The 17,896-nt window shown below is 63.7% G+C and carries 15 protein-coding genes; 4 read left to right on the top strand and 11 right to left on the bottom strand.

Annotated elements, in window-relative coordinates; all coding sequences use genetic code 11:
- Positions 1-16: 16 nt before the first annotated feature.
- From ASG25_RS15400 to ASG25_RS15380, 5 genes are read right to left on the bottom strand one after another with little or no spacing between them, the layout of a single operon-like run.
- On the bottom strand, positions 17-2,497 hold the full coding sequence (locus tag ASG25_RS15400) for a glycoside hydrolase family 2 protein (protein WP_062475528.1): 2,481 nt from the start codon (positions 2,495-2,497) through the stop codon (positions 17-19).
- A gap of 40 nt (positions 2,498-2,537) precedes the next feature.
- Positions 2,538-3,506 carry a DUF1839 family protein gene (locus ASG25_RS15395; protein ID WP_062475525.1) on the bottom strand — a complete coding sequence of 323 codons (969 nt, stop codon included), beginning with the start codon at positions 3,504-3,506 and terminating at the stop codon, positions 2,538-2,540.
- 7 nt (positions 3,507-3,513) lie between these two features.
- Positions 3,514-4,422 (bottom strand): amino acid--[acyl-carrier-protein] ligase, encoded by a 909-nt coding sequence (locus ASG25_RS15390; protein WP_062475522.1) that lies wholly within the window; start codon positions 4,420-4,422, stop codon positions 3,514-3,516.
- A 5-nt stretch (positions 4,423-4,427) separates the two neighbouring features.
- A complete protein-coding gene (locus ASG25_RS15385) occupies positions 4,428-5,609 on the bottom strand; it encodes an acyl-CoA dehydrogenase family protein (protein ID WP_062475519.1) in 1,182 nt (393 codons plus the stop codon).
- The gene (locus ASG25_RS15380; protein WP_062475516.1) at positions 5,609-5,857 is read right to left on the bottom strand and encodes an acyl carrier protein; all 249 of its coding nucleotides are present in this window, start codon (positions 5,855-5,857) and stop codon (positions 5,609-5,611) included. Before ASG25_RS15380 ends, ASG25_RS15385 begins: the two co-directional genes overlap by 1 nt.
- Before the next feature lie 318 nt (positions 5,858-6,175).
- Between ASG25_RS15380 and ASG25_RS15375 the strand changes: the two genes are divergently transcribed.
- Both ASG25_RS15375 and ASG25_RS15370 read left to right on the top strand, forming a co-directional pair.
- Positions 6,176-8,278 (top strand): GumC family protein, encoded by a 2,103-nt coding sequence (locus ASG25_RS15375; RefSeq protein WP_062475513.1) that lies wholly within the window; start codon positions 6,176-6,178, stop codon positions 8,276-8,278.
- Positions 8,278-9,579, top strand: coding sequence for a hypothetical protein (locus tag ASG25_RS15370; protein ID WP_062475510.1), 1,302 nt, complete (start codon positions 8,278-8,280; stop codon positions 9,577-9,579). Before ASG25_RS15375 ends, ASG25_RS15370 begins: the two co-directional genes overlap by 1 nt.
- Here the strand turns inward: ASG25_RS15370 and ASG25_RS15365 are convergent.
- Genes ASG25_RS15365 through ASG25_RS15355 form a run of 3 tightly spaced genes read right to left on the bottom strand, consistent with a single transcriptional unit; the run spans position 9,566 to position 13,433 of the window.
- Positions 9,566-10,633 (bottom strand): glycoside hydrolase family 5 protein, encoded by a 1,068-nt coding sequence (locus tag ASG25_RS15365; protein ID WP_062475862.1) that lies wholly within the window; start codon positions 10,631-10,633, stop codon positions 9,566-9,568. The genes ASG25_RS15370 and ASG25_RS15365 overlap by 14 nt on opposite strands.
- Before the next feature lie 11 nt (positions 10,634-10,644).
- A complete protein-coding gene (locus ASG25_RS15360; protein WP_062475507.1) occupies positions 10,645-11,832 on the bottom strand; it encodes a glycosyltransferase family 4 protein in 1,188 nt (395 codons plus the stop codon).
- Between the two features lie 26 nt (positions 11,833-11,858).
- Positions 11,859-13,433: a flippase gene (locus tag ASG25_RS15355; RefSeq protein WP_062475504.1), complete on the bottom strand. Its 1,575-nt coding sequence runs from the start codon at positions 13,431-13,433 to the stop codon at positions 11,859-11,861.
- A gap of 354 nt (positions 13,434-13,787) precedes the next feature.
- Here ASG25_RS15355 and purU point away from each other — a divergent pair, with 354 nt between their 5' ends.
- Both purU and ASG25_RS15345 read left to right on the top strand, forming a co-directional pair.
- Positions 13,788-14,672 carry a formyltetrahydrofolate deformylase gene (gene purU, locus ASG25_RS15350; protein WP_062475501.1) on the top strand — a complete coding sequence of 295 codons (885 nt, stop codon included), beginning with the start codon at positions 13,788-13,790 and terminating at the stop codon, positions 14,670-14,672.
- Positions 14,673-14,777: 105 nt separating this feature from the next.
- Entirely contained in the window at positions 14,778-15,164 is a 387-nt protein-coding gene (locus ASG25_RS15345) for a winged helix-turn-helix domain-containing protein (RefSeq protein WP_062475498.1), read from the top strand.
- Here ASG25_RS15345 and modC read toward each other — a convergent pair.
- The 3 genes from modC to modA form a co-directional block, all read right to left on the bottom strand.
- Positions 15,139-16,212: a molybdenum ABC transporter ATP-binding protein gene (modC, locus tag ASG25_RS15340; protein WP_062475495.1), complete on the bottom strand. Its 1,074-nt coding sequence runs from the start codon at positions 16,210-16,212 to the stop codon at positions 15,139-15,141. The genes ASG25_RS15345 and modC overlap by 26 nt on opposite strands.
- Complete coding sequence (modB, locus tag ASG25_RS15335; RefSeq protein ID WP_062475491.1) at positions 16,209-16,910, bottom strand: molybdate ABC transporter permease subunit; 702 nt, start codon at positions 16,908-16,910, stop codon at positions 16,209-16,211. Before modB ends, modC begins: the two co-directional genes overlap by 4 nt.
- A gap of 75 nt (positions 16,911-16,985) precedes the next feature.
- On the bottom strand, positions 16,986-17,783 hold the full coding sequence (gene modA / locus ASG25_RS15330) for a molybdate ABC transporter substrate-binding protein (RefSeq protein WP_082480224.1): 798 nt from the start codon (positions 17,781-17,783) through the stop codon (positions 16,986-16,988).
- Between the last annotated feature and the right edge of the window lie 113 nt (positions 17,784-17,896).

Genomic DNA, 17,896 nt, shown 5'->3' with positions numbered 1-17,896 from the left:
GCCCGGGGCGTTCACATCAGACGTGCACGGGAAAGGCACTGCCGATCGCGGTGATCTCGCAGGCAGGGCGTGTCGACGTCGCGTCCGCGTCCGCAGCGGGCAACGGCATCAATCCGATGCGGCGTGCCGGGCCCGGGGCGAGGTGGAACCAGTTGTCGGACGGCAGAAAGCCGGGACAAACAATGTGTATCGATTGCGCGAAGCGGTCGGTGGCGATGTCGACCGCGAACCCGCCCGCGATATCCACCACCGCTGCGGTCAGCGTCGCATCGTGGATGGCTGCGCGGCGACCGAGCGGAAAGTGGAAGGCATCGGCGATCACCATGTTCGTCTCCGACGAAACGAGGCGTGCCTCGGTTACGTCATGCTGCGGACCGGCGAAACGAAAGGCATAGGTCGTATCGTAGAAAGCCCCGAACAGGTCGGTCGCCGCGAGACGCCTCTTCGATCTCGGGGCAAGCACGGTTTCATGCCGGCCGGAGACGACGGGCTGGCGACCGGCGCGCAGGCATGTCAGCTCCAGCCGCACGGGGACGGCGTCGGCCGTATCGTTGACGAGATGGACATCAAGGCCGTTCGTTCCTTCGTCGAGGAGCAAGACCTGAACGGGGCGAAAGGCACGACGGGCGGCGTGCCAGACGGGCTTCGGCAGACCCGTGGCATCGACAAGGCCCCAGCCGGCTCCCGCAAGCAGATCCTGGAGTGTCCAGACGAGCGCGCCACCGCATCCGGATCCCGTCCGTCGCCACTCAGAGAATGTCGCCTCGACGACTTCGCCCGTGACGGCGCGGGAAAGATCAAGATAGCGCGCGGGATCCTCCCGTCTGAGCCGGGCAGGGTCAAGGCCATAGAGAAGGCCAAGATAATGATCCCGCGTATCCTCGAAGTCCCAGGAAGCATCGCGATCGCGGGGGACGCGCGCCTTCCAGCGGGGATCGTGGACGGGCGCGACCGGCAGATGCGTGTCGAGCGTCGCCTGTTCCGGCACGTTGGAAAAGGCGAGGCATTCGGCGGCGAAACGAACATCGGCGCGTCTGGCGTCCTCCAGCGGTCGTTCATAGGCGCCGACGCCGTAGTAATGCCCAACGCCTGCGTTCGGCGAAAACGGCTGCGCGCCGCCGAACGGAGAGTTGGGGACATAGACAAGATCTGGACGAAGGTCGGCGACGATGCCGGGGAGAAGCGTCTCCGTGAGGGGGCCGGCCCAGACCCGTTCTGCAAGGCCCATCATCGCGGCCTGCTGGTACATTTCGCTGCCGCCGCAAACGATGACGAGCGATGGAGACGCACGCGTCATTTGCAGCAGCGTCTCGACCTCTTCCCGAAGCGCTTCGGCGAAAACCTCGTCTTCGGCCGGATAGTCGAAATTGGCCAGCATGACGTCCTGCCAGACCATCAGACCGAGCTCGTCGCAGAGCGCGAAAAATGCCTGGGTTTCATAGGTCATAGTTCCGCCGATGCGGATCATGTTCATGTTGGCTTCGGCGGCCAAGTGAAGCCAGGGCGCATAGGCCGTACGGTCTCCCGGCAGTCTCGCGATGTCCGCATTGGTCCAGACGGCGCCGCGGCAGAAGACATCGACGCCGTTGACCTTCAGAGCGAAATGCGTGCCATCGGCACCCCGATCAATCTCGGTTCGCCGGAAGCCGGTGCGACCGAGAGCGATGCGATCTCCGTTGACGAGGATCTCGACGTCGTGAAGCCGCGGCTCCCCATGACTGCGCGGCCACCAGGGGGCGATACCGGGGAGAACGAGTGTCGCCTCTGCGTGACCGTCTTCAACCGACATGTCTGTCACGTGACCGGCGCAGCAAAGGCGGATCGGAAGGGTCGTCGTGGTCTCGAAACGGACGGTGAGATGGCCTGTGCCGTCCGCGTCGAGCGCAGCAGCGATGTTGACAGCACCGACGGCCGTCTCTTGAGGACGCTCGAGCGTCACCGGACGATAGGGCCCGGCCGCCTGGATCTCCGGACACCAGCCCGGCATGTAGCCGAGTGTCGTGGTCCGCACACCGCGCAGACCTGCAGGCACGATCATTTTGGTGCGCCAGCGCGCGCGCTTCAACTTTCGCGACAGATGCGGCAGGAGAGCCCGGCAGCAGATCGCAAGGCGGTCCTTGTCCCCGGTGAGGCGGACGGAAACGGCATGACGCGTGAACATGCTCTGCGACGACAGGATCTTTTCGCCATTGAGAAAGACGTCCGCGATGGTCGCAAGCCCTTCGAAGCGCAGAAGGGCCTCTCCCGGCCGTTCGTCCTCGAGAACGGTGAGGAACCAGGCGTCCTGCCCGTTCAGTGGATGCGGGGCGGTACGGTCGAAAAGGCCTGCCGCTTCTAGCGCTTCAGCCACGGTGCCGGGGACCAGGGCCGGGATGCCGTCGTCGTCGGTCAGACCGGAAGGCTCCGTGTGTAAACCCGGAGCCGTCAGGACGAGGCGCCAGCCTTGTGTCACGGGCCGTGGATCCACAAGACGGAGGCAGGCGGGAAGCGATGTCATGATGGCCTGCGTTTCCTGTGTCTCGACCTTCAGAGGCGGGTCAGGCGAGCTTCGTCGCCAGCCCTTGCATCAGCGTGTCCCAGGCCTCGGCAGCGGGCGTGAGCGTGCCGGCGAGGGCGTCGAACCTCTTTCGGTTGACGGCACGTGCGACCTGGAACTGGACGGTCTTGCCGACTTCGGAGATCTTCAGCGCGGCGAGACGTTCGGTCTCATAGCGCCCATCGGTCGCAAGCCAGGCGAGATGCGTGGCCAGAAGCTCGTAGTTCGCGCCGAATTGACGAAGCGTGTTGAAGGCGTATTTGTGGAAGAAGTCGAAGTCGCGGCCGGCCAGCGCCTCGACCTGCCCGGGCAAGACGGCGGCAAAAGCGTGAAACGGGTTCGCGCTCGGGCGGCGGGCGAAATGGAAGGCGAGCCGCGCGTCTGCTGCTTTCCGGAGATGGGCCTCGTCCGGGCGCCCGTTCGGCAGCTTGGCGAACTCGGTGTAGGGCAAGAGCGGCAAAGCGTCCGGCGCGCTCAGCGTCTGGAACAGGCCATCGAAATCGTCGCCTTCCAGGCGAAAGAAGCCGCCATTGTGAAAATAATCAAGGCTGCGGCCGGCGGCATCCAGCCGGTTGATCCCGATCGTCGTCTTGCCGTGCTCGCGGCGGTAGGCCACGCCGGCGGTGTCGGGCATGAAGAAGCTGTCCATCTCGACGAGGCAGAGACGGCCGCGCGCGATCTGGGTCTCCACATGCCTCTCGACCTTGTCGAAAATGGCAAGCTCCGTGCAGGTAATGCCGTAAAGCGTGTCAAGGTCTTCCAGCGGCACCTTGAAAAAAGTGAATTGGTCGCCTTCAAAATCCTGCGTCAGCGTGAAGCCGAGCATGGCTTCCGGCGGCAGGTTCATCGTGTTCAAGACCTCGATCCACAGATCGATGTAACAGTTCGTTTCCGGCCACATGCGCTCCTGGTCGTGGAGCGCATGCGGGCGATAGGTCTCGGGCGCGAGGCCGGGGAACACGGCTTGCATGGATGTATCAGCCCCAGAGCGTCTTGCGGACGTGCGCCGGCCAGGCCGCGACGTCGAGGCCATGATGCTTGAACAGGGCCAGGGCGATGCGTTCCAGTCCAAAGCCGACGCAGGCTGTATGGGCAGTCTCACCGTCTTCCGTCGTCAGACCCCAGGTCTTGCCGAAATGATCCTGGTGGTAGTTGAAGCTCATGCAGGCGGTCGGGCCGGCATTGGCATTCACAGGGATCAGCAGCTCGAACTTGAGGTTCTGGTTGCGCTGGTTGTTCTTGTACATCTTGCCGGCACGACCGAAAAACGGATCGTTGGCAACGTCGATCTCAACCGGGAGGCCCACTGATTCCATCAGCTTTGTGCCGCGTTCCATCCAGTCCTGGCGAAAAGCAACGACGTCCGCAGGCTTGCCCATGCGCACATATTCCCGCATGCGGAACAGCTGCATGCGGGTCGGCTCCTTCGAGGGCTCGTGACGGAAGCAATAGGATTGCAGGTCGAACAAGCCGCCGCCAGCCGGCAGGGCGCCACGCTTGGCGATCGTCGGATAGAGCGGGTAGCAGGCGGCGGGCGTCAGAACGATATCGGTTGCCTGCTGCTGACCGGTCCAGTCCTTGCCTTCCTCCATGCAGGTGAGCAAGCTGACATGGTCGAGCTCGCAACCGCAGAAGGAATGGATGGTGCCGGCCAGTTGCGGAAAGCTCTTCATGTAGCCCGAGCCTTCGAAGTGGGCGCGATTCATGCCGGGCGGGAAGCGGATGGTCTCCGGCTTGTCCACGCCGCCGAGGCCATCGATGACCGCTTCGAAGCGGGTGATGACGTCTTCGAACACGCCGCTGCGGCCGTAAAGTCCGTCGACACCGGTATCGATGAGGAGGCCGGCCGCAAACAGCCGGTCAAGCAAGGGAAGCTGCATATCCATGTCGGTTACCCCAGAAGGTTTGTTTCGATCTTGTTGACGAGAAGCATGTTCGACGTGTTCGCGAGAATGCGGTCATTGGAAATCATCAACTGCGCGGACTGCGCGTCGCGCAGGTGGCGCCCGAGCGAGAACGGGGTGCCGTTTTTGTAGCCCATGATGCCGGTGATCTGCATGGCGTGGTCGATGATCTTCGGCACGGTCTGGGAGACCGCGAGCTTGACGTTGTTCATCGCGACGGAGAAGCCCATGGAGGAAAGCTGCTCCGGCTCGACAAGGGCCGCCTCGTAGCGGGCAATTCCGGCCGTGATGTTGGCTCGGACCTGCTGCAGAAGGCTCGAGGCTTCCGCGAGATGCAGTGCGCCAGGCGGTGTCTGGCCGGGGCTCTTGCGCGCTGCGGCGCGAACAAAGGCCTGTGCGCGGGTCATCGCATTGACGGCGATGCCATACCAGACGCCACCCCAGAGAAGGTGCGAGCTGGCCAGCATCGATTGTGCAGCAATCTCGGCAAAGGGCTTCGGCAGGATCTGCTCCTTCGGCGCCGTCCCGTTGAAAAGGTAGCCTTCCGAACAGGTGCCGCGCATGCCGAGCGTGTCCCACTCGTTGGTCCGTTCCAGCGTGTACTGGTCCTTCGTGAAGACCGTCATCACCTGGTCGGTGCTGGCAGCCTCCGAATGGGCGCGGGAGGTGATGAGGATCGCGTCGGCGTGACGACCGTAGGAGATGACCGTCGCATCCTTCTGCAACCGGCAGATATCTCCGTCCACGTCGATGGCGCAAATCGAATTGCGCATATTGCCGCCGATGCCGCCCTCGGTCGTCGCCGAGGCGATGAGAAGCTGTTCGTCGACGACGCGGCGCATGAAGCTCTGATGCCAGGGACTGTCGATCCCGTGAGACACGAGACTCGACAGCTTGATGTGGTGCATGGCGAAGATCATGGCAGCGGCGGAGCAGGCCTGGCCGAGAACGGTGCAGGCTTCCGCGATCTGCGCGGTCGTCGCGCCCTCACCGCCCAGTGTGACGGGGATCTGGATCGACAGGAGCCGCTCCGAGATCAGGGCATCGACAGCTTCACGCGGGAAGCGGGCATTGCGGTCCACGTCGTCTGCGTGCTGGCCTGCGATGCCCGCCACGCGGCGTGCACGCTCCAGCAGCGTCGATCCATGAGCGTTGAGGGAGACGTCCATCAGGCGGCTTCTTTCCCAGCAACCAGCTGGTTGACCGTCTGCTCGATGATCGCAATGGTGGAAAACGATTTGCGGTTCAGGAGGTTGTCGGGAAACTCGACATCGAACGTGTCTTCCAGCGCGAGCATGAGCTGGACGGAGCCATGCGACGACATGCCGGCAGCATAGAGGTCCGCGTCGTCATCCAGATCGGCTGCCGACGGCAGCGACGCATATTGGGCAAGCATCTCTCGGATTTGGGTCTTCATAGCATCGCTCCTTCTCAGCACGGCTGGGGTCTTGGCTGTCATGCGGCAGACTTACCGGTTGCAGGCTAAAAACGGGCTAAGGAATATAGCTAAAGTTTCCTCAAGCAGCGCCTCATATGGTGCGGCGGCGAGATGTGCGCGCAAAGCCCTGAAGTTGCAGGGCTTGGGCGGAGCGTCGGAGGCGTCGTTCAGAGGTTGTTAACGATAAACTGTCAATTCTTCGGACGGAGAATCTCGTGCAGATCGCTGCCTGTCGCCTCACATCGGCACGTCTCGACCGAGCGTTCTCGCAGCAACCTGGCGTGGAATGGAAGCCCCATGGACATCGATGTCTTTCAACTTCCGTCGATCGTGATGCGCCGCATCGGCATCGTCATCGGCACGGCGTTGATCTTCGGTGGCCTCGGCCTCGCCTTCGTGCTGAGCCAGCCGGCCGTGTTTCGCGCATCCACACAGATTCTGCTCGATCCCGAGCGCCTCGCCGCGGTCGGCCAATCTGCCGGCGATACGGTCGCACCGGCCCAAGCGCAGCAGGCCATCGACAGCCAGATTTACGTCATGCAGTCATTCAGCGTCCTTTCCGAAGCGGCGCGCAAGCTCGAACTGCAAAAGGATCCCTTCTTCCAGGCGAAGGCCGGCCTGATCGGGCGGATCCTCGGGCGATCGCCTCCCGACGCGGGCGCCGATGCCGGACCCGGTTCGCTCGAAGCCGCGACGGCCGGTGCGGCCGCGGCACTGGCGCAGAACCTCATCATCACCCGTGCGGACCAGTCGCTGGTGTTTACCATCACGGCCCAGCATCCGAATGCCGCCCGCGCCGCAGAAATCGCCAATACCGTGTCCACAATCTACCTGGACAAGGCGAACAAGGTCGGTTCCGACAAGAGCCTCAAGGCCAGTATGAGCCTGCAGGTCGAGGCAGAGGCGTTGCGGAAGCGGCTGCTCGAAGCTGAGGACAAGGTCGTCAAGTTCCGGACCCAGAACGGCCTGATCAGTACGGGTGAAAAGGGTTTGGTCACGGACCAGCAGCTTGAGGATGTGACGCAGCAACTGGGAAGCGCACGCGCCGCCCTGGAGCAGCAGCAGATCAACTATAATCAGGTGCGGGCTCTCACCACCGGCGATCTTGCCTCGGGCGCAATTCCCGAAGCGCTTCAGCAGACGTCGGTCACGACGCTGCGCACCCGTTATGCGCAGACGCTCGACCGGCTGGCCGAGCTTCAGACCAGCCTTGGCAGCCGCCATCCCCAGCTCTTGACCGCCCAAGCGCAGGCCGAAAGCATGCGCCGGGCGCTGGAGTCGGAGCTGAAACGGGTGCAGGACTCCGTGCGCAACACCTACGAGCGCAGCAAGGCGAATGTTGCAGCCCTCGAAGCGCGCTTTGCCGCGCTCCGTAACGCCAACGGCGACAGCGGTGACGCCCGCACGACGTTGGCACAGCTTCAGAGCGAGGCGGACGCGATCCGCGGCGTCTACACATCCTTCCTCACGCGTTCGGAAGAGTTGAGCCGCCAGTATGACATCGGCTCGGGAAATTCGCGCATCATCTCGGACGCACTGCCGCCGACGAAGACGACGCGGGCCTCTGCCGTGCTTGTGGCCATCGCCGGCTTCCTGTTTGGCGCCGCTGCAGGGTCGGTCGTTGCCGTCGCGCTGGACATGCTCGATGGCCGCGTGACCTCCGATCGGCAGATCGTCGACATGCTCGGCGTCCCCGTCATCGCGCGCCTCGCGCCGCGCCAGATGCCGAGACATGGAGCTCTGAAAAATGACGCCTGGGATGGACATCGCTCCGGCCGTTGGGGCGGTGTCCTTCAACGGTTGCGGCGGCGCCTTCCGCGCGCCGGACGGGCTACGGCCCGTTCACAGGCCATCGAACGACAGCGCGAGGCCGGTGTTGCGCGCACCGCTTATGTCTTGGCCGATGCCGTCTCCGCCATGCCCGCCCGCATCGTGTTTCTGTCGCCCGGCGCGGACACGCCGGATGAGACGCTGGTCGGTGATATCGCGCATGCGCTGGCCGCTACCGGTGCCGCGGTCGATGTGGCAACCGCATCCGTATCCGCGACATCGCCGCTGGCCGGCACCTTGCAACGGATGCAGATGGGCGGCGTGCCGGCCTTCGAGAGCGTCAATTATCGTCGCCTCGATCGCCATGCCATGCCGCGTCAGCGCAGTCGTGCATCCGGTTCCCTCCTGTCGGCCGCCGTCCGGCCTGCACCGGCCGATTTTTCAATCGTCGATGCAACGGGGGAGGAACATGCCGCGCGGCTGATGGCCTTCGTCAAGGACAGCGACGCGATCGCCATCCTCATCAAGCCGGGGCGGGTCGGCCGCGCCGATCTGAAGGACCTTGCGCAGACGCTCCGGCCGTGGGCCACCAAGCTCGTCGGGGTCGTTCTTGTCGAGGCGTCGGCCTGATGAGCGTCCTGCAGGACGTTTCCGCGCGATATGCCTTGCCGGTCCGCGGCCTTGTACCATCGGACGACGACGCGTGGCGGGGCCTCTATACGCGCCTTGCGGCCTTCAGCGTCATCGGCGGTCTCGTCTTCAACGCGCTCCTTTGTCTCGTCAACACGCGTGTGACGCGGGTGTCGGACGGACATGTGATGATGTCGGAGATGGTTCTCGTCGGCTGCGTCTTCATCGTCGCGCTGGGGCGGCGCACGGCTCCGTACATGCTTCTGGCGGTCTACATCTCCTATATGCTTTTCCTGTTCACGATGCGCGGCCAACCCGACCTCAAGGCGTTGCGGGACATCCTCATCCCGATCGGCTTCTACTTCGCCGGCCGCACGCTGCACGATCTCCGGCTTGCCGATCGGCTGGTTTTCGTCTCGGCAGCCATTGTGGTGGCTGTCGGCCTGTTCGAGTACATGGCGCTCGATGTTTACATCTCGTTCTTCAACGTCATCGGCTATTATCTCGCCCGGGGCAGCGTGACCGTCGATCAGCTTTACGGGCAGACGACCGGCCTGTTCATCAGCGGCATGCGTCCGAGTGCGCGCACCATTCTGCCGTTTCTCGGCATGCATCGCGTGTCTTCGGTCTTCCTCGAACCCGTGTCGGTCGGCAATTTCGGCGCGATCGTCTATGGCTGGTGCCTGTTTAGGCCGACCATGCGCCTGCGGTTCGTGACGCTCTGTCTCGCGCTGACGGTGATTGCCCTCGGAGATGCGCGGTTCGGACTCTATACCTGCATCCTGATGACTCTGCTCCTGCCGGTCTATCGGGTCATGCCGCGACTTGCGTGGTACGTGCTGCCGTTCATCATGCTGTCGGTGCTGGCCTATTACGGCATCCAGTCAGGAACGCAGGGCGGCCCGAACGATATTGGCGGGCGGTTCCAGGTCACGGCCCATCTTCTGACCTCGCTCGACCTTCGCGTGGTGTTCGGCGCCCAGACGACGACGCAGTTCACTGCCGATTCGGGGCTTGCCTACACGCTGACGAAGTTCGGATTGTTCGGCTTCATGGGGCTATGGGGCCTGCTCGTCTTCGCGCCGCTGAAAAGCGGCAGGGCCCGCATTTTCCACGGCATGGTCATTGTCTACCTGCTGCTGCTCATGATCATCAGCGACAGCGGCTATTCCATCAAGACCGCAGGGCTGTTGTGGTTTCTGTTCGGCACCATCTCGGTTCTCGACGAGACGGTGCTCGGGCGCGCGCCGAAGGATGCCCGGTCGGCCCCGGCAGCCAGCCCTTCCCTCAGCGTGGCTTGACGGCATCGAGGGCAGGGCAGCTGTCCTCTTCGCGCGCGAGCTTGCGCGTCGTGAGCGCCCTCAGTTGCAGCCTGTCGCCGGTTTCGGTCGGCTGGATGTTCAGGGGTTCGTCGGGCGACCACCAATCGCCGGCAGCCCAGTAGGTCCAACCGATCCACACGTCCTTTGCATCCGCCATCACGTCGATCATGCGCGCCAGCCCAATCATGCAGTCCGATGTCGCGGAGCCGCCGAATTCGCCAAGGAAGCCGCGCGTCTTGTTGGCGCGGAACCAGTCCGTCATGGAGCGGAGCGCGGCGACGGCGTCTTCACCGCGAGGGCAATCGTCCTGTGTCCCCGAGAAATCGTTGTCGAGATACTGGTGCACCTCAAACGCCATGTTGTTGGCGGCGTCCTTGACCTTGATCATGGTCGAGGCATTGGAAGACCCCTCGATGTCGGCCTTCCAGCTGTGCGCACCGGTCCAGGAGACGCCGGGCACCAGCACGAGATTTTTTGCACCCGTCTTGCGGATTGCTGCAATGGCCGCGTTGGCCGGCGGCAGCCAGGCGGTGGGAGCCATGTCGAACGGCTCGTTCATCAGCCCGAAGACCACGCCTTTCTGATTGGCGAAAACCCTGGCGAGGCGCGCCCAGACATCGGCGAGCGCTGCTTGCGGCACATCCTTCGTTCCGACGATCTTTTCGTTGTATCGCGCGTAGTTGTGCAGGTCGAGAATGACCGTCTGTCCGTGCGCCCGCATGGCCGCCACGGCATCTTTCAGACGCGTCAACTCCTCGCTGTCGAGGGGGCCGTTCAGCTTTCGTTGAATACGCTCCCAGCGGAATGGGAGGCGGACCGTGTTGAAACCTTTGCCGGCAAAGTAATCGATCGTCTCCTTGGAAGGGTAGGTATATTCCTTGCCAAATACGCCGGGCATGGTGCCGAATTCGGCACCGGCGAGGTTGACGCCGTTGAGGCATCCGGCAAGAGCCGGCTGGACGCCGGTCGAGAGGCAGGCTGCCAGCGCGAGCAGGCGGGCGGCGCGCCCGGCGAGGGAACGTTTCGGTTGCATGATGTCGGTCCTCATCGGGCAGGGGCGGTCTCGTCGAACGAGAGATTGGAGCGGGGCGCCGCAGCAGGGCCGAGCACCGAACGATAGACGTCGCAATAGCGGTCGGCCACGGCGCTCCAGCCATAGGTTCTCGCGGCACCCATCAATTCGGCCCGAAGCGCGTCGCCCCGTGCTTCGAGGCGGGCATGCGCAGCCTCCAGGATATCGGCCGTCGCGGTGAGGTCGGCAAAGTCGCTGAGCAACAGCGCCGGGTGCCGCGCGGCGAGATCGATGAAGGCGGTGTTGTCGTTCAGGACCGGCAGGAGGCCGGCGCTCATCGCCTCGACGGCCACCAGGCCGAATCCTTCATAGTCGGACGCCGAGACGAACAGGGACGCCTTGGCCAGTCGGTCGCGGATCTCGGAATTGGAAAGGCCCTTGTGGATGGCGACCGCCGTCTCGACGCCCTGCCGCTGCGCCTCGGCCTGCAGCCTGTCGACGGTGAGATCGGAGGGAACGCCAATGATGTCGAGGCCCCAGTCGGGATGGCGCGCCTTGAGGGCCGCGGTCAAAGCAATGAGCAACGGCAGGCGCTTGTTGGCGGAAAAGCGCCCGATGGTGACGAGCCGGCGTGTCGGCACGCGGCTGGCAGCATCCTCGAACTTGCGGATGTCCACGCCGTTCTCGATGAGGCGCACGCGGTTTCCGGCAATCGGCGCGAAGGTGCGCACGTCGGCCTCGCTGCAGCCGATGATCTCGGAATAGCCTTGTGCCGAGACACGCGTGACGGTGTTGAACCAGGTCTGCTTCAGGGCGGAGAAGGCCTTGGTGTGAAAGAAGCCGCCATGGGTGGTTACGACCATGGGGCGCCGATGAAGGACGCGTCCCCAAGAGAGGGCATCGAAGAAGAAGTCGATCGCGTGGACATGTACGAGATCGGCTTCGTGCAGATGTCGGAAAACGGCGGGGGCGACGGGATATCGGCTGGAGCCGCGCCAGGGAATGCGGACGATCTCGATGCCGTCGATCGTTTCTCTTGCAGGCAGCCGGCCACGCTCAGGTTCGGAAAACAGGCGATCGCAGGTGACGACGCGCACGCGAAAGCCGCGGTCGGGCAGCGAATGACAGAGATTGGCGACGACGTCTTCCAGCCCGCCGCGATTGGGCAGGAACTGGCGGACGACCTGGACGATCAGCGGTTTTCGCGCATCCGGCATCATCGCGGTCCTTTCCTGTGTCGCCACCGTCACGCTCCCTGGTTCTCGACCGTTTTCGGCGCCCCTACAGCCGGCGGAAAGGTTCGCCCGACGGTCGACGGGTTGGTTACGGGCGCGGTGGCCTCCCGCGCGCGCCGCCGGTTCCATGCGCCCGCCGCGACCGCCAGCGTTTCGTCAAACACCTGTCGTTCCTGGGCGCGCAGGAGAACGATTGAAACGATCATGCTGACACATGCGGCCAAAAAGAGGGCCAGCGTGGAGCCTGCAAGCAGGATTTGGAGCAGGCCCGCCGCGATGACCTGAACGGCGGACGGGAAAAGCGCGCGGAAGATGCGCCGGGGCATCTGGGAAAAGAGGATGAGCAGACTGCAATCCGCATAGCCGCGGCAGAGGAAGGCGATGGCGGCGCCGAGAATGCCGAACTGATGCGTGAGCAGCAACAGCAGAAGGACATAGGGCACCATCTGCGCCACATGGATCTTTGCCGTCATGTCGGGGCGCCCCTGCCCCTGCAGCAGCGTGAAGGGCGCGAAGGTCAGGGCATTTGGCCAGCTGCCCATCAGGAGGACGACCGCGACGGTCCCGGCGATCGCGGTAAAGGACGGCCCCATCCAGAGATCGAGGAAGGGCCGCATGAGAAAGATTCCTGCCGCGCAGAGGCCGCCATAGAGAATCCCGCTCACCATCATCGCACGTTCCGAAATCGCGATGGCCTCCGCGCGCGGCAGGCTCGACAGGCGGGGAAACAGCGTGCGCGCGAGCGAACTGGTAAAGACCTGACTGCGCATCACGAGGTTCATGGGAACCGAATAATAGGTGACGGCGCTGACGCCTAGCGTCTTGCCGATGATGATCTGGTCGAGCGTGTTGAGCACCGGCAGGATGATCGAGGAAAGCGTGATCCAGCCGCCATAGTTCATCAGCGAGCGGACCTTGGCAAACCGGAACCGGTCGAAGCGGAAGCCCTGTTCCGTATAGAGCGCGATCAGCGTCGCCACGATGACGGAGGCAGCGCGGGACAGTGCAGCGGCGGGAATGATGACTGAGAGATTGGGAGATATCAGGATGGCGCAGAGGACCGGGACGACTTGCCCGACGATCATGCCGCCGATCTGCAGCGCATTGGCCAGGAAAAAGCGCTCTCGCGATTCCAGAATGCCGATCGAAAACCCCGAGATCAGCGCCAGCGGCAGGAGACAGGCGATGAACGGCAGCGCCGTCGCAATCTCCGCCTCGAGTTCCGGTGGCACGGTGAAGACGGTGAGCAGCAGGAAGTTGCCGGCGAAATAGAGAAGCACGGCGCCGAGGCCTGCCAGCGCCATGTTGAGGAGGAAGGACGTTGCGACGATCTCGGAGCGTTCCTGGGTTGCCGAGAAGGGAAGGCGCGACAGGGCGTTCGTCGAGGCGCGCGACAGGCCAAGGTCGAGAAAGCCGAGATAGCCGAGCAGAACCCAGACGATCGACATGACGCCGTAGCGGGCATCGCCGATATGGCGCACGAGAATGGGCACCGTCACCAGCGCGATCACGATCGGCGCGATAGCTCCTGCGACGTTGATGGCGAAGTTCACCGATAGCTGCCGCTTGGGCTTTTCCGTGGACATTGAGTCTTCCCGGGTCGTTGCCGTGATCGAGCCGCATCCGCATTCGCTGGAGCGCGCGGTTCGTCGTTCCGAACGCAGATGTAGAGGGCAAAGACTAATGGATGCTGCAGAGCACACGGCTTGTGCGAGAGAGGGTAACCGGCGCGTTAACAAGAATTTTGCGGATCTCTGGTGCTACGTTCTGCCGATTTCCGACGCTTTGAATCTCTGTTGCCGGCCCGGGAGTGATCGGATGGCCGGTTCCTGCTAGCGGATGTCGCGAAGCGGATGGACGGACGGTCGGCAGGCGCGATAGCTTGCAGTCAGCCGGGCGATAGCGTCCGTGGTGATCGGCAAGAGCGAGAGACCCATTTCATGAAGAGCTATGTGCTGACCGTCAGTTGCGCGTCGACCCGAGGCATCGTTGCTGCGATCTCCGGTTATCTGGCGACGCAAGGCTGCAATATCGTTGACAGTTCTCAGTTCGACGATCTGCAGACCGGCCTGTTCTTCATGCGGGTCAGCTTCATTTCGGAAGAGGGCGCCACCGAGGCGACCATACAGGAAGGGTTCGCACCGATTGCGGAAACCTTCGCCATGACATGGCAGATCCACGACTCCGCCAAGCGTATGAAAGTGTTGTTGATGGTGTCGCGTTTCGGGCATTGTCTGAACGACCTTCTTTATCGCTGGAAGATCGGCGCGCTGCCGGTTGAGATCGTCGGCGTCGTGTCCAATCACTTCGAGTACCAGAAGGTGGTCGTCAATCATGACATTCCCTTTCATCACATCAAGGTGACCAAGGACAACAAGGTCGAGGCCGAGGCGCGACTGATGGACATTGTCGAGCAGTCGAATGCGGAACTGATCGTGCTCGCCCGCTACATGCAGGTTCTGTCGGATGCCGTCTGCAAGAAGATGTCGGGCCGCATCATCAACATCCACCACTCCTTTCTGCCAAGCTTCAAGGGGGCCAATCCCTACAAGCAGGCCTACGAGCGCGGCGTGAAGCTGATCGGCGCGACGGCGCATTATGTCACCGAGGACCTGGACGAAGGTCCGATCATCGAGCAGGACATTGCCCGCATCACGCATGCACAGTCACCGGACGACTATGTTTCCATCGGCCGGGACGTGGAAAGCCAGGTTCTCGCCCGCGCCGTGCATGCCCATATCCACCACCGCGTCTTCATGAACGGCAATCGAACCATCGTCTTCCCGGCAAGTCCGGGCTCTTACGCGTCCGAACGGATGGGCTGAGGACCGCGCTGCAGGACGGGTTGACAGCCGCGTCCGCTTTCGCTCCCCTGCGGCGCACAGGGAAGCTGCGCCTGGTTTCCCTTTCAATCCTCGACGGGATGCCCCATGGACCAGATATCCCGGCCGCGGCCGGTCATCCGGATCGATCTGCCAAGTCCTTCCGGGCTGCAGCGGCTCGGGCGCGGCAAGATCACGCTTCTCGAACATATTCGCGAGACCGGTTCGATCTCGGCGGCAGGGCGCGCCATGGACATGAGCTACCGTCGCGCCTGGCTCTTGGTCAGCGCGGTCAATGCGATGTTCGGGGAGGAGGCCGTGACCTCCCAGCGCGGCGGCAAACAGGGCGGCGGCGCCATGGTGACGCCGTTCGGCGAGGCGCTGATCGCGCGTTTCCGGGCGATGGAGGAAAAGGCGCTGTCTGCCATGGCCGAGGATATCGCCTGGCTCGAGGCGCAGCGCGCCGGGCTCACGGATCCAGCGCCACCGTCTTGATCACCGCATGGATCGTCATTCCGGGCGTAAGATCCAGAATGTCGGCCGAGACGCTGGTGATGCGTGCCGTCAGCCGTGTCCCGGAACAGTCGAGCGCGACATCGACCTGATCGTGGCCGGAGGGTTCCATGCCCGTGATGATGCCCTCGATGATGTTCAGGGCGCTCAGGCCATCCGGGCGGCGGGTTGCCAGGAGAATGTCGCGAGCGGCAATCCGCAGCCGAAGGCGTTGCCCCCGCTGCCGCCCGCTGGCGGCCAGCCGGAGGTTCAGGCCGCCGGCGACCACGCTGACGAGCCGCGGATCGGGCTGGTCGGCGGCGACGACCGCCTCCAGCATGGTGCCGGCCTCCCTGCGACTGATGGCCTCGCTCGAACCCGGCAGGCTGAGCATATCCGCTGCGGTGCCGCTTCCCGTCAGCCGGCCATTCTCGATCATCAACACGCGATCGGCAAGCTGCGTCACTTCCGCGATGGAATGGCTGACATAGAGGATCGGAATGTCGGTCTCGTCGCGCAGGCGTTCGAGATACGGCAGAATCTCGGCCTTGCGTGCCTCGTCGAGGGCGGCAAGCGGTTCATCCATCAGCAAGAGGCGTGGCCGGGCCAGCAGGGCCCTGCCGATCGCGACCCGCTGTTTCTCGCCGCCGGAGAGACGGGTGGTGGAGCGCGAGAGCAACGGTGCGATGCCGAGAAGGTCCACGATGCGCGCGATCTCGGCATTGTCCGGCCGCTCCTTCGAAAACCATCGACCGTAGAGCAGGTTTTGCCGCACGCTGAGGTGTGGAAACAGCCGGCCTTCCTGGAACACCGTTCCGAAGCGCCGGCGGTGCGGCGGGATGATCGTCCGGCTTTTTGTATCGAGGATCGTTTCGCCGTCGAGCCGCACCTGCCCTTCGTCCGGACGGATGAGGCCTGCGAGGATGCGGATCAGCGAGGTCTTGCCCGAGCCCGAGCGCCCGAAAAGGGCGGTGACGCCTGCGTCAGCGGAAAAGGCGATGTCGAGCGAAAAGGCGTCGAGCTGGTGAGACACGGACACGTCGAGCGTCATGCGCCGGCAACCTTGCGCGCGGCAGCGTTGGCGAGCCATTCCGAGAGAAGCAGCGCGGCCATGGAAATGACGATGGAGACGAGGGTCAGGCGCAACGCGCCGCTGTCGCCGCCCGGAACTTGTGTAAACGTATAGATGGCCGCGGACAGCGTTTGCGTCTCCCCGGGGATGTTGGACACGAATGTGATCGTCGCGCCGAATTCCCCCATGGCCTTGGCGAAGGAAAGGATCATGCCCGCAATGATGCCCGGCAGGATCAGCGGCAGGGTGATCGTGGCAAAGACCCAGCCGGGTGAGGCGCCGAGCGTGGCTGCGGCCTGTTCGAGGTGCCTGTCCACCGCCTCGATCGACAGGCGGATGCTACGCACCATCAACGGGAACCCCATGACCGCGCAGGCAAGAGCAGCCCCCGTCCAGCGGAAGGAGAGGACGAGACCCGTGTAGGTTTCGAGAAATGCGCCGACCGGCCCGCGCCGTCCAAACACGATGAGCAGCAGGAAGCCGGTAACGACCGGCGGCAGGATCAGCGGCAGGTGCACCAGGCCGTTCAGGAGGGAGCGGCCCCAGAACCGGCCCCGGGCAAGCGCCATGGCGGCGAGGAGGGCCAAAGGCAGGCTCGACAGCATGGCAACGGCCGATACTTTCAGGCTCAGCCGGATGGCTGTCCATTCTGCATCGCTGATGGCAAGCCACTCCACGGTCCCTGGTTCTCCACGTTGGTTCGCCGCTCCGGCAGCCGCAGTCGGCCTTGTCTGCGCCGGCTTAGCCTTCTCCTATTTGTCGAGAACGGTAAAGCCTTGCGCTTCGAAGAGCGGCTTTGCGGCAGGCGAGCGAACGAAGTCGAGATAGGCGGCGGCGTCCGGATGTCTGCTCTCCGCGAGGATCGCGACCGGGTAGACGATGGGCAGGTGGGAACTTTCCGGGAACGTGCCGACGATGTTTACGGAGGGATCGGCGCGGGCATCCGTCTCGTAGACGATGCCGAGCGGAGCTTCGCCCTTGGAGACAAGGAGGAGGGCGGCGCGCACGTTTTCGGCTCCCGCAACATCCGCCGCGACGGATGACCAGACGCCGAGCGCTTCAAGTGCCGCCTTGCCGTATTTGCCGGCCGGTACCGAGTCGACCGCACCCATGGCAAGTTTTCCGCCGGCAAGACGTGCTTTGAGGTCGAAACCTGGAGCGATCGTGACGGCTTGAGCGTCTGATGCCGGTGCGACGAGAACAAGGCGGTTGCCGAGAAGGGTCGAGCGGCTGTCCTCGCGAACGAGCTTCTTGCCTGCGACGTAATCCATCCAGGCAAGATCGGCTGACAGGAAGATGTCGGCCGGAGCGCCCGCTTCGATCTGTTTGGCAAGCGCCGAGCTGGCCGCATAGGAGGTGGTGACGGCGTTTCCGCTTTTCCGCTCCCAAGCCGCATTGACCGCATCAAGCGCGTTTTTCAGGCTTGCAGCCGCAAACACCGTGACGTTGTCCGCGGCCAGAGTCGGCGTCGCCGGTGCCATCGCCGCGAAGATGGAGATCGCCAGCGCGCCCCATGCATTCACGTTCAATCGGCGAAATTTGCGCAGCATGTTGTCCCCTCAACTCGAGATATTCCGAAGAATATAACGCACCCCTCGGCTTTCGCCAGCGATATATTTGTCAAGATACATTGCTGTCCCGCCCTTGCGGCGGCGGCCCGGTG

Origin of the sequence: Rhizobium sp. Leaf384, assembly GCF_001424065.1 — a bacterium.
In the GTDB taxonomy this organism is placed as follows: domain Bacteria; phylum Pseudomonadota; class Alphaproteobacteria; order Rhizobiales; family Rhizobiaceae; genus Ferranicluibacter.
This window is presented reverse-complemented; position numbering and strand designations above follow the sequence as displayed.

Coding starts and splice junctions, on each gene's coding strand:
- ASG25_RS15400 (WP_062475528.1), bottom strand. CDS start 2,497: ATGACATCGCTTCCCGCCTGCCTCCGTCTTGTGGATCCACGGCCCGTG.
- ASG25_RS15395 (WP_062475525.1), bottom strand. CDS start 3,506: ATGCAAGCCGTGTTCCCCGGCCTCGCGCCCGAGACCTATCGCCCGCAT.
- ASG25_RS15390 (WP_062475522.1), bottom strand. CDS start 4,422: ATGGATATGCAGCTTCCCTTGCTTGACCGGCTGTTTGCGGCCGGCCTC.
- ASG25_RS15385 (WP_062475519.1), bottom strand. CDS start 5,609: ATGGACGTCTCCCTCAACGCTCATGGATCGACGCTGCTGGAGCGTGCA.
- ASG25_RS15380 (WP_062475516.1), bottom strand. CDS start 5,857: ATGAAGACCCAAATCCGAGAGATGCTTGCCCAATATGCGTCGCTGCCG.
- ASG25_RS15375 (WP_062475513.1), top strand. CDS start 6,176: ATGGACATCGATGTCTTTCAACTTCCGTCGATCGTGATGCGCCGCATC.
- ASG25_RS15370 (WP_062475510.1), top strand. CDS start 8,278: ATGAGCGTCCTGCAGGACGTTTCCGCGCGATATGCCTTGCCGGTCCGC.
- ASG25_RS15365 (WP_062475862.1), bottom strand. CDS start 10,633: ATGCAACCGAAACGTTCCCTCGCCGGGCGCGCCGCCCGCCTGCTCGCG.
- ASG25_RS15360 (WP_062475507.1), bottom strand. CDS start 11,832: ATGATGCCGGATGCGCGAAAACCGCTGATCGTCCAGGTCGTCCGCCAG.
- ASG25_RS15355 (WP_062475504.1), bottom strand. CDS start 13,433: ATGTCCACGGAAAAGCCCAAGCGGCAGCTATCGGTGAACTTCGCCATC.
- purU (WP_062475501.1), top strand. CDS start 13,788: ATGAAGAGCTATGTGCTGACCGTCAGTTGCGCGTCGACCCGAGGCATC.
- ASG25_RS15345 (WP_062475498.1), top strand. CDS start 14,778: ATGGACCAGATATCCCGGCCGCGGCCGGTCATCCGGATCGATCTGCCA.
- modC (WP_062475495.1), bottom strand. CDS start 16,212: ATGACGCTCGACGTGTCCGTGTCTCACCAGCTCGACGCCTTTTCGCTC.
- modA (WP_082480224.1), bottom strand. CDS start 17,783: ATGCTGCGCAAATTTCGCCGATTGAACGTGAATGCATGGGGCGCGCTG.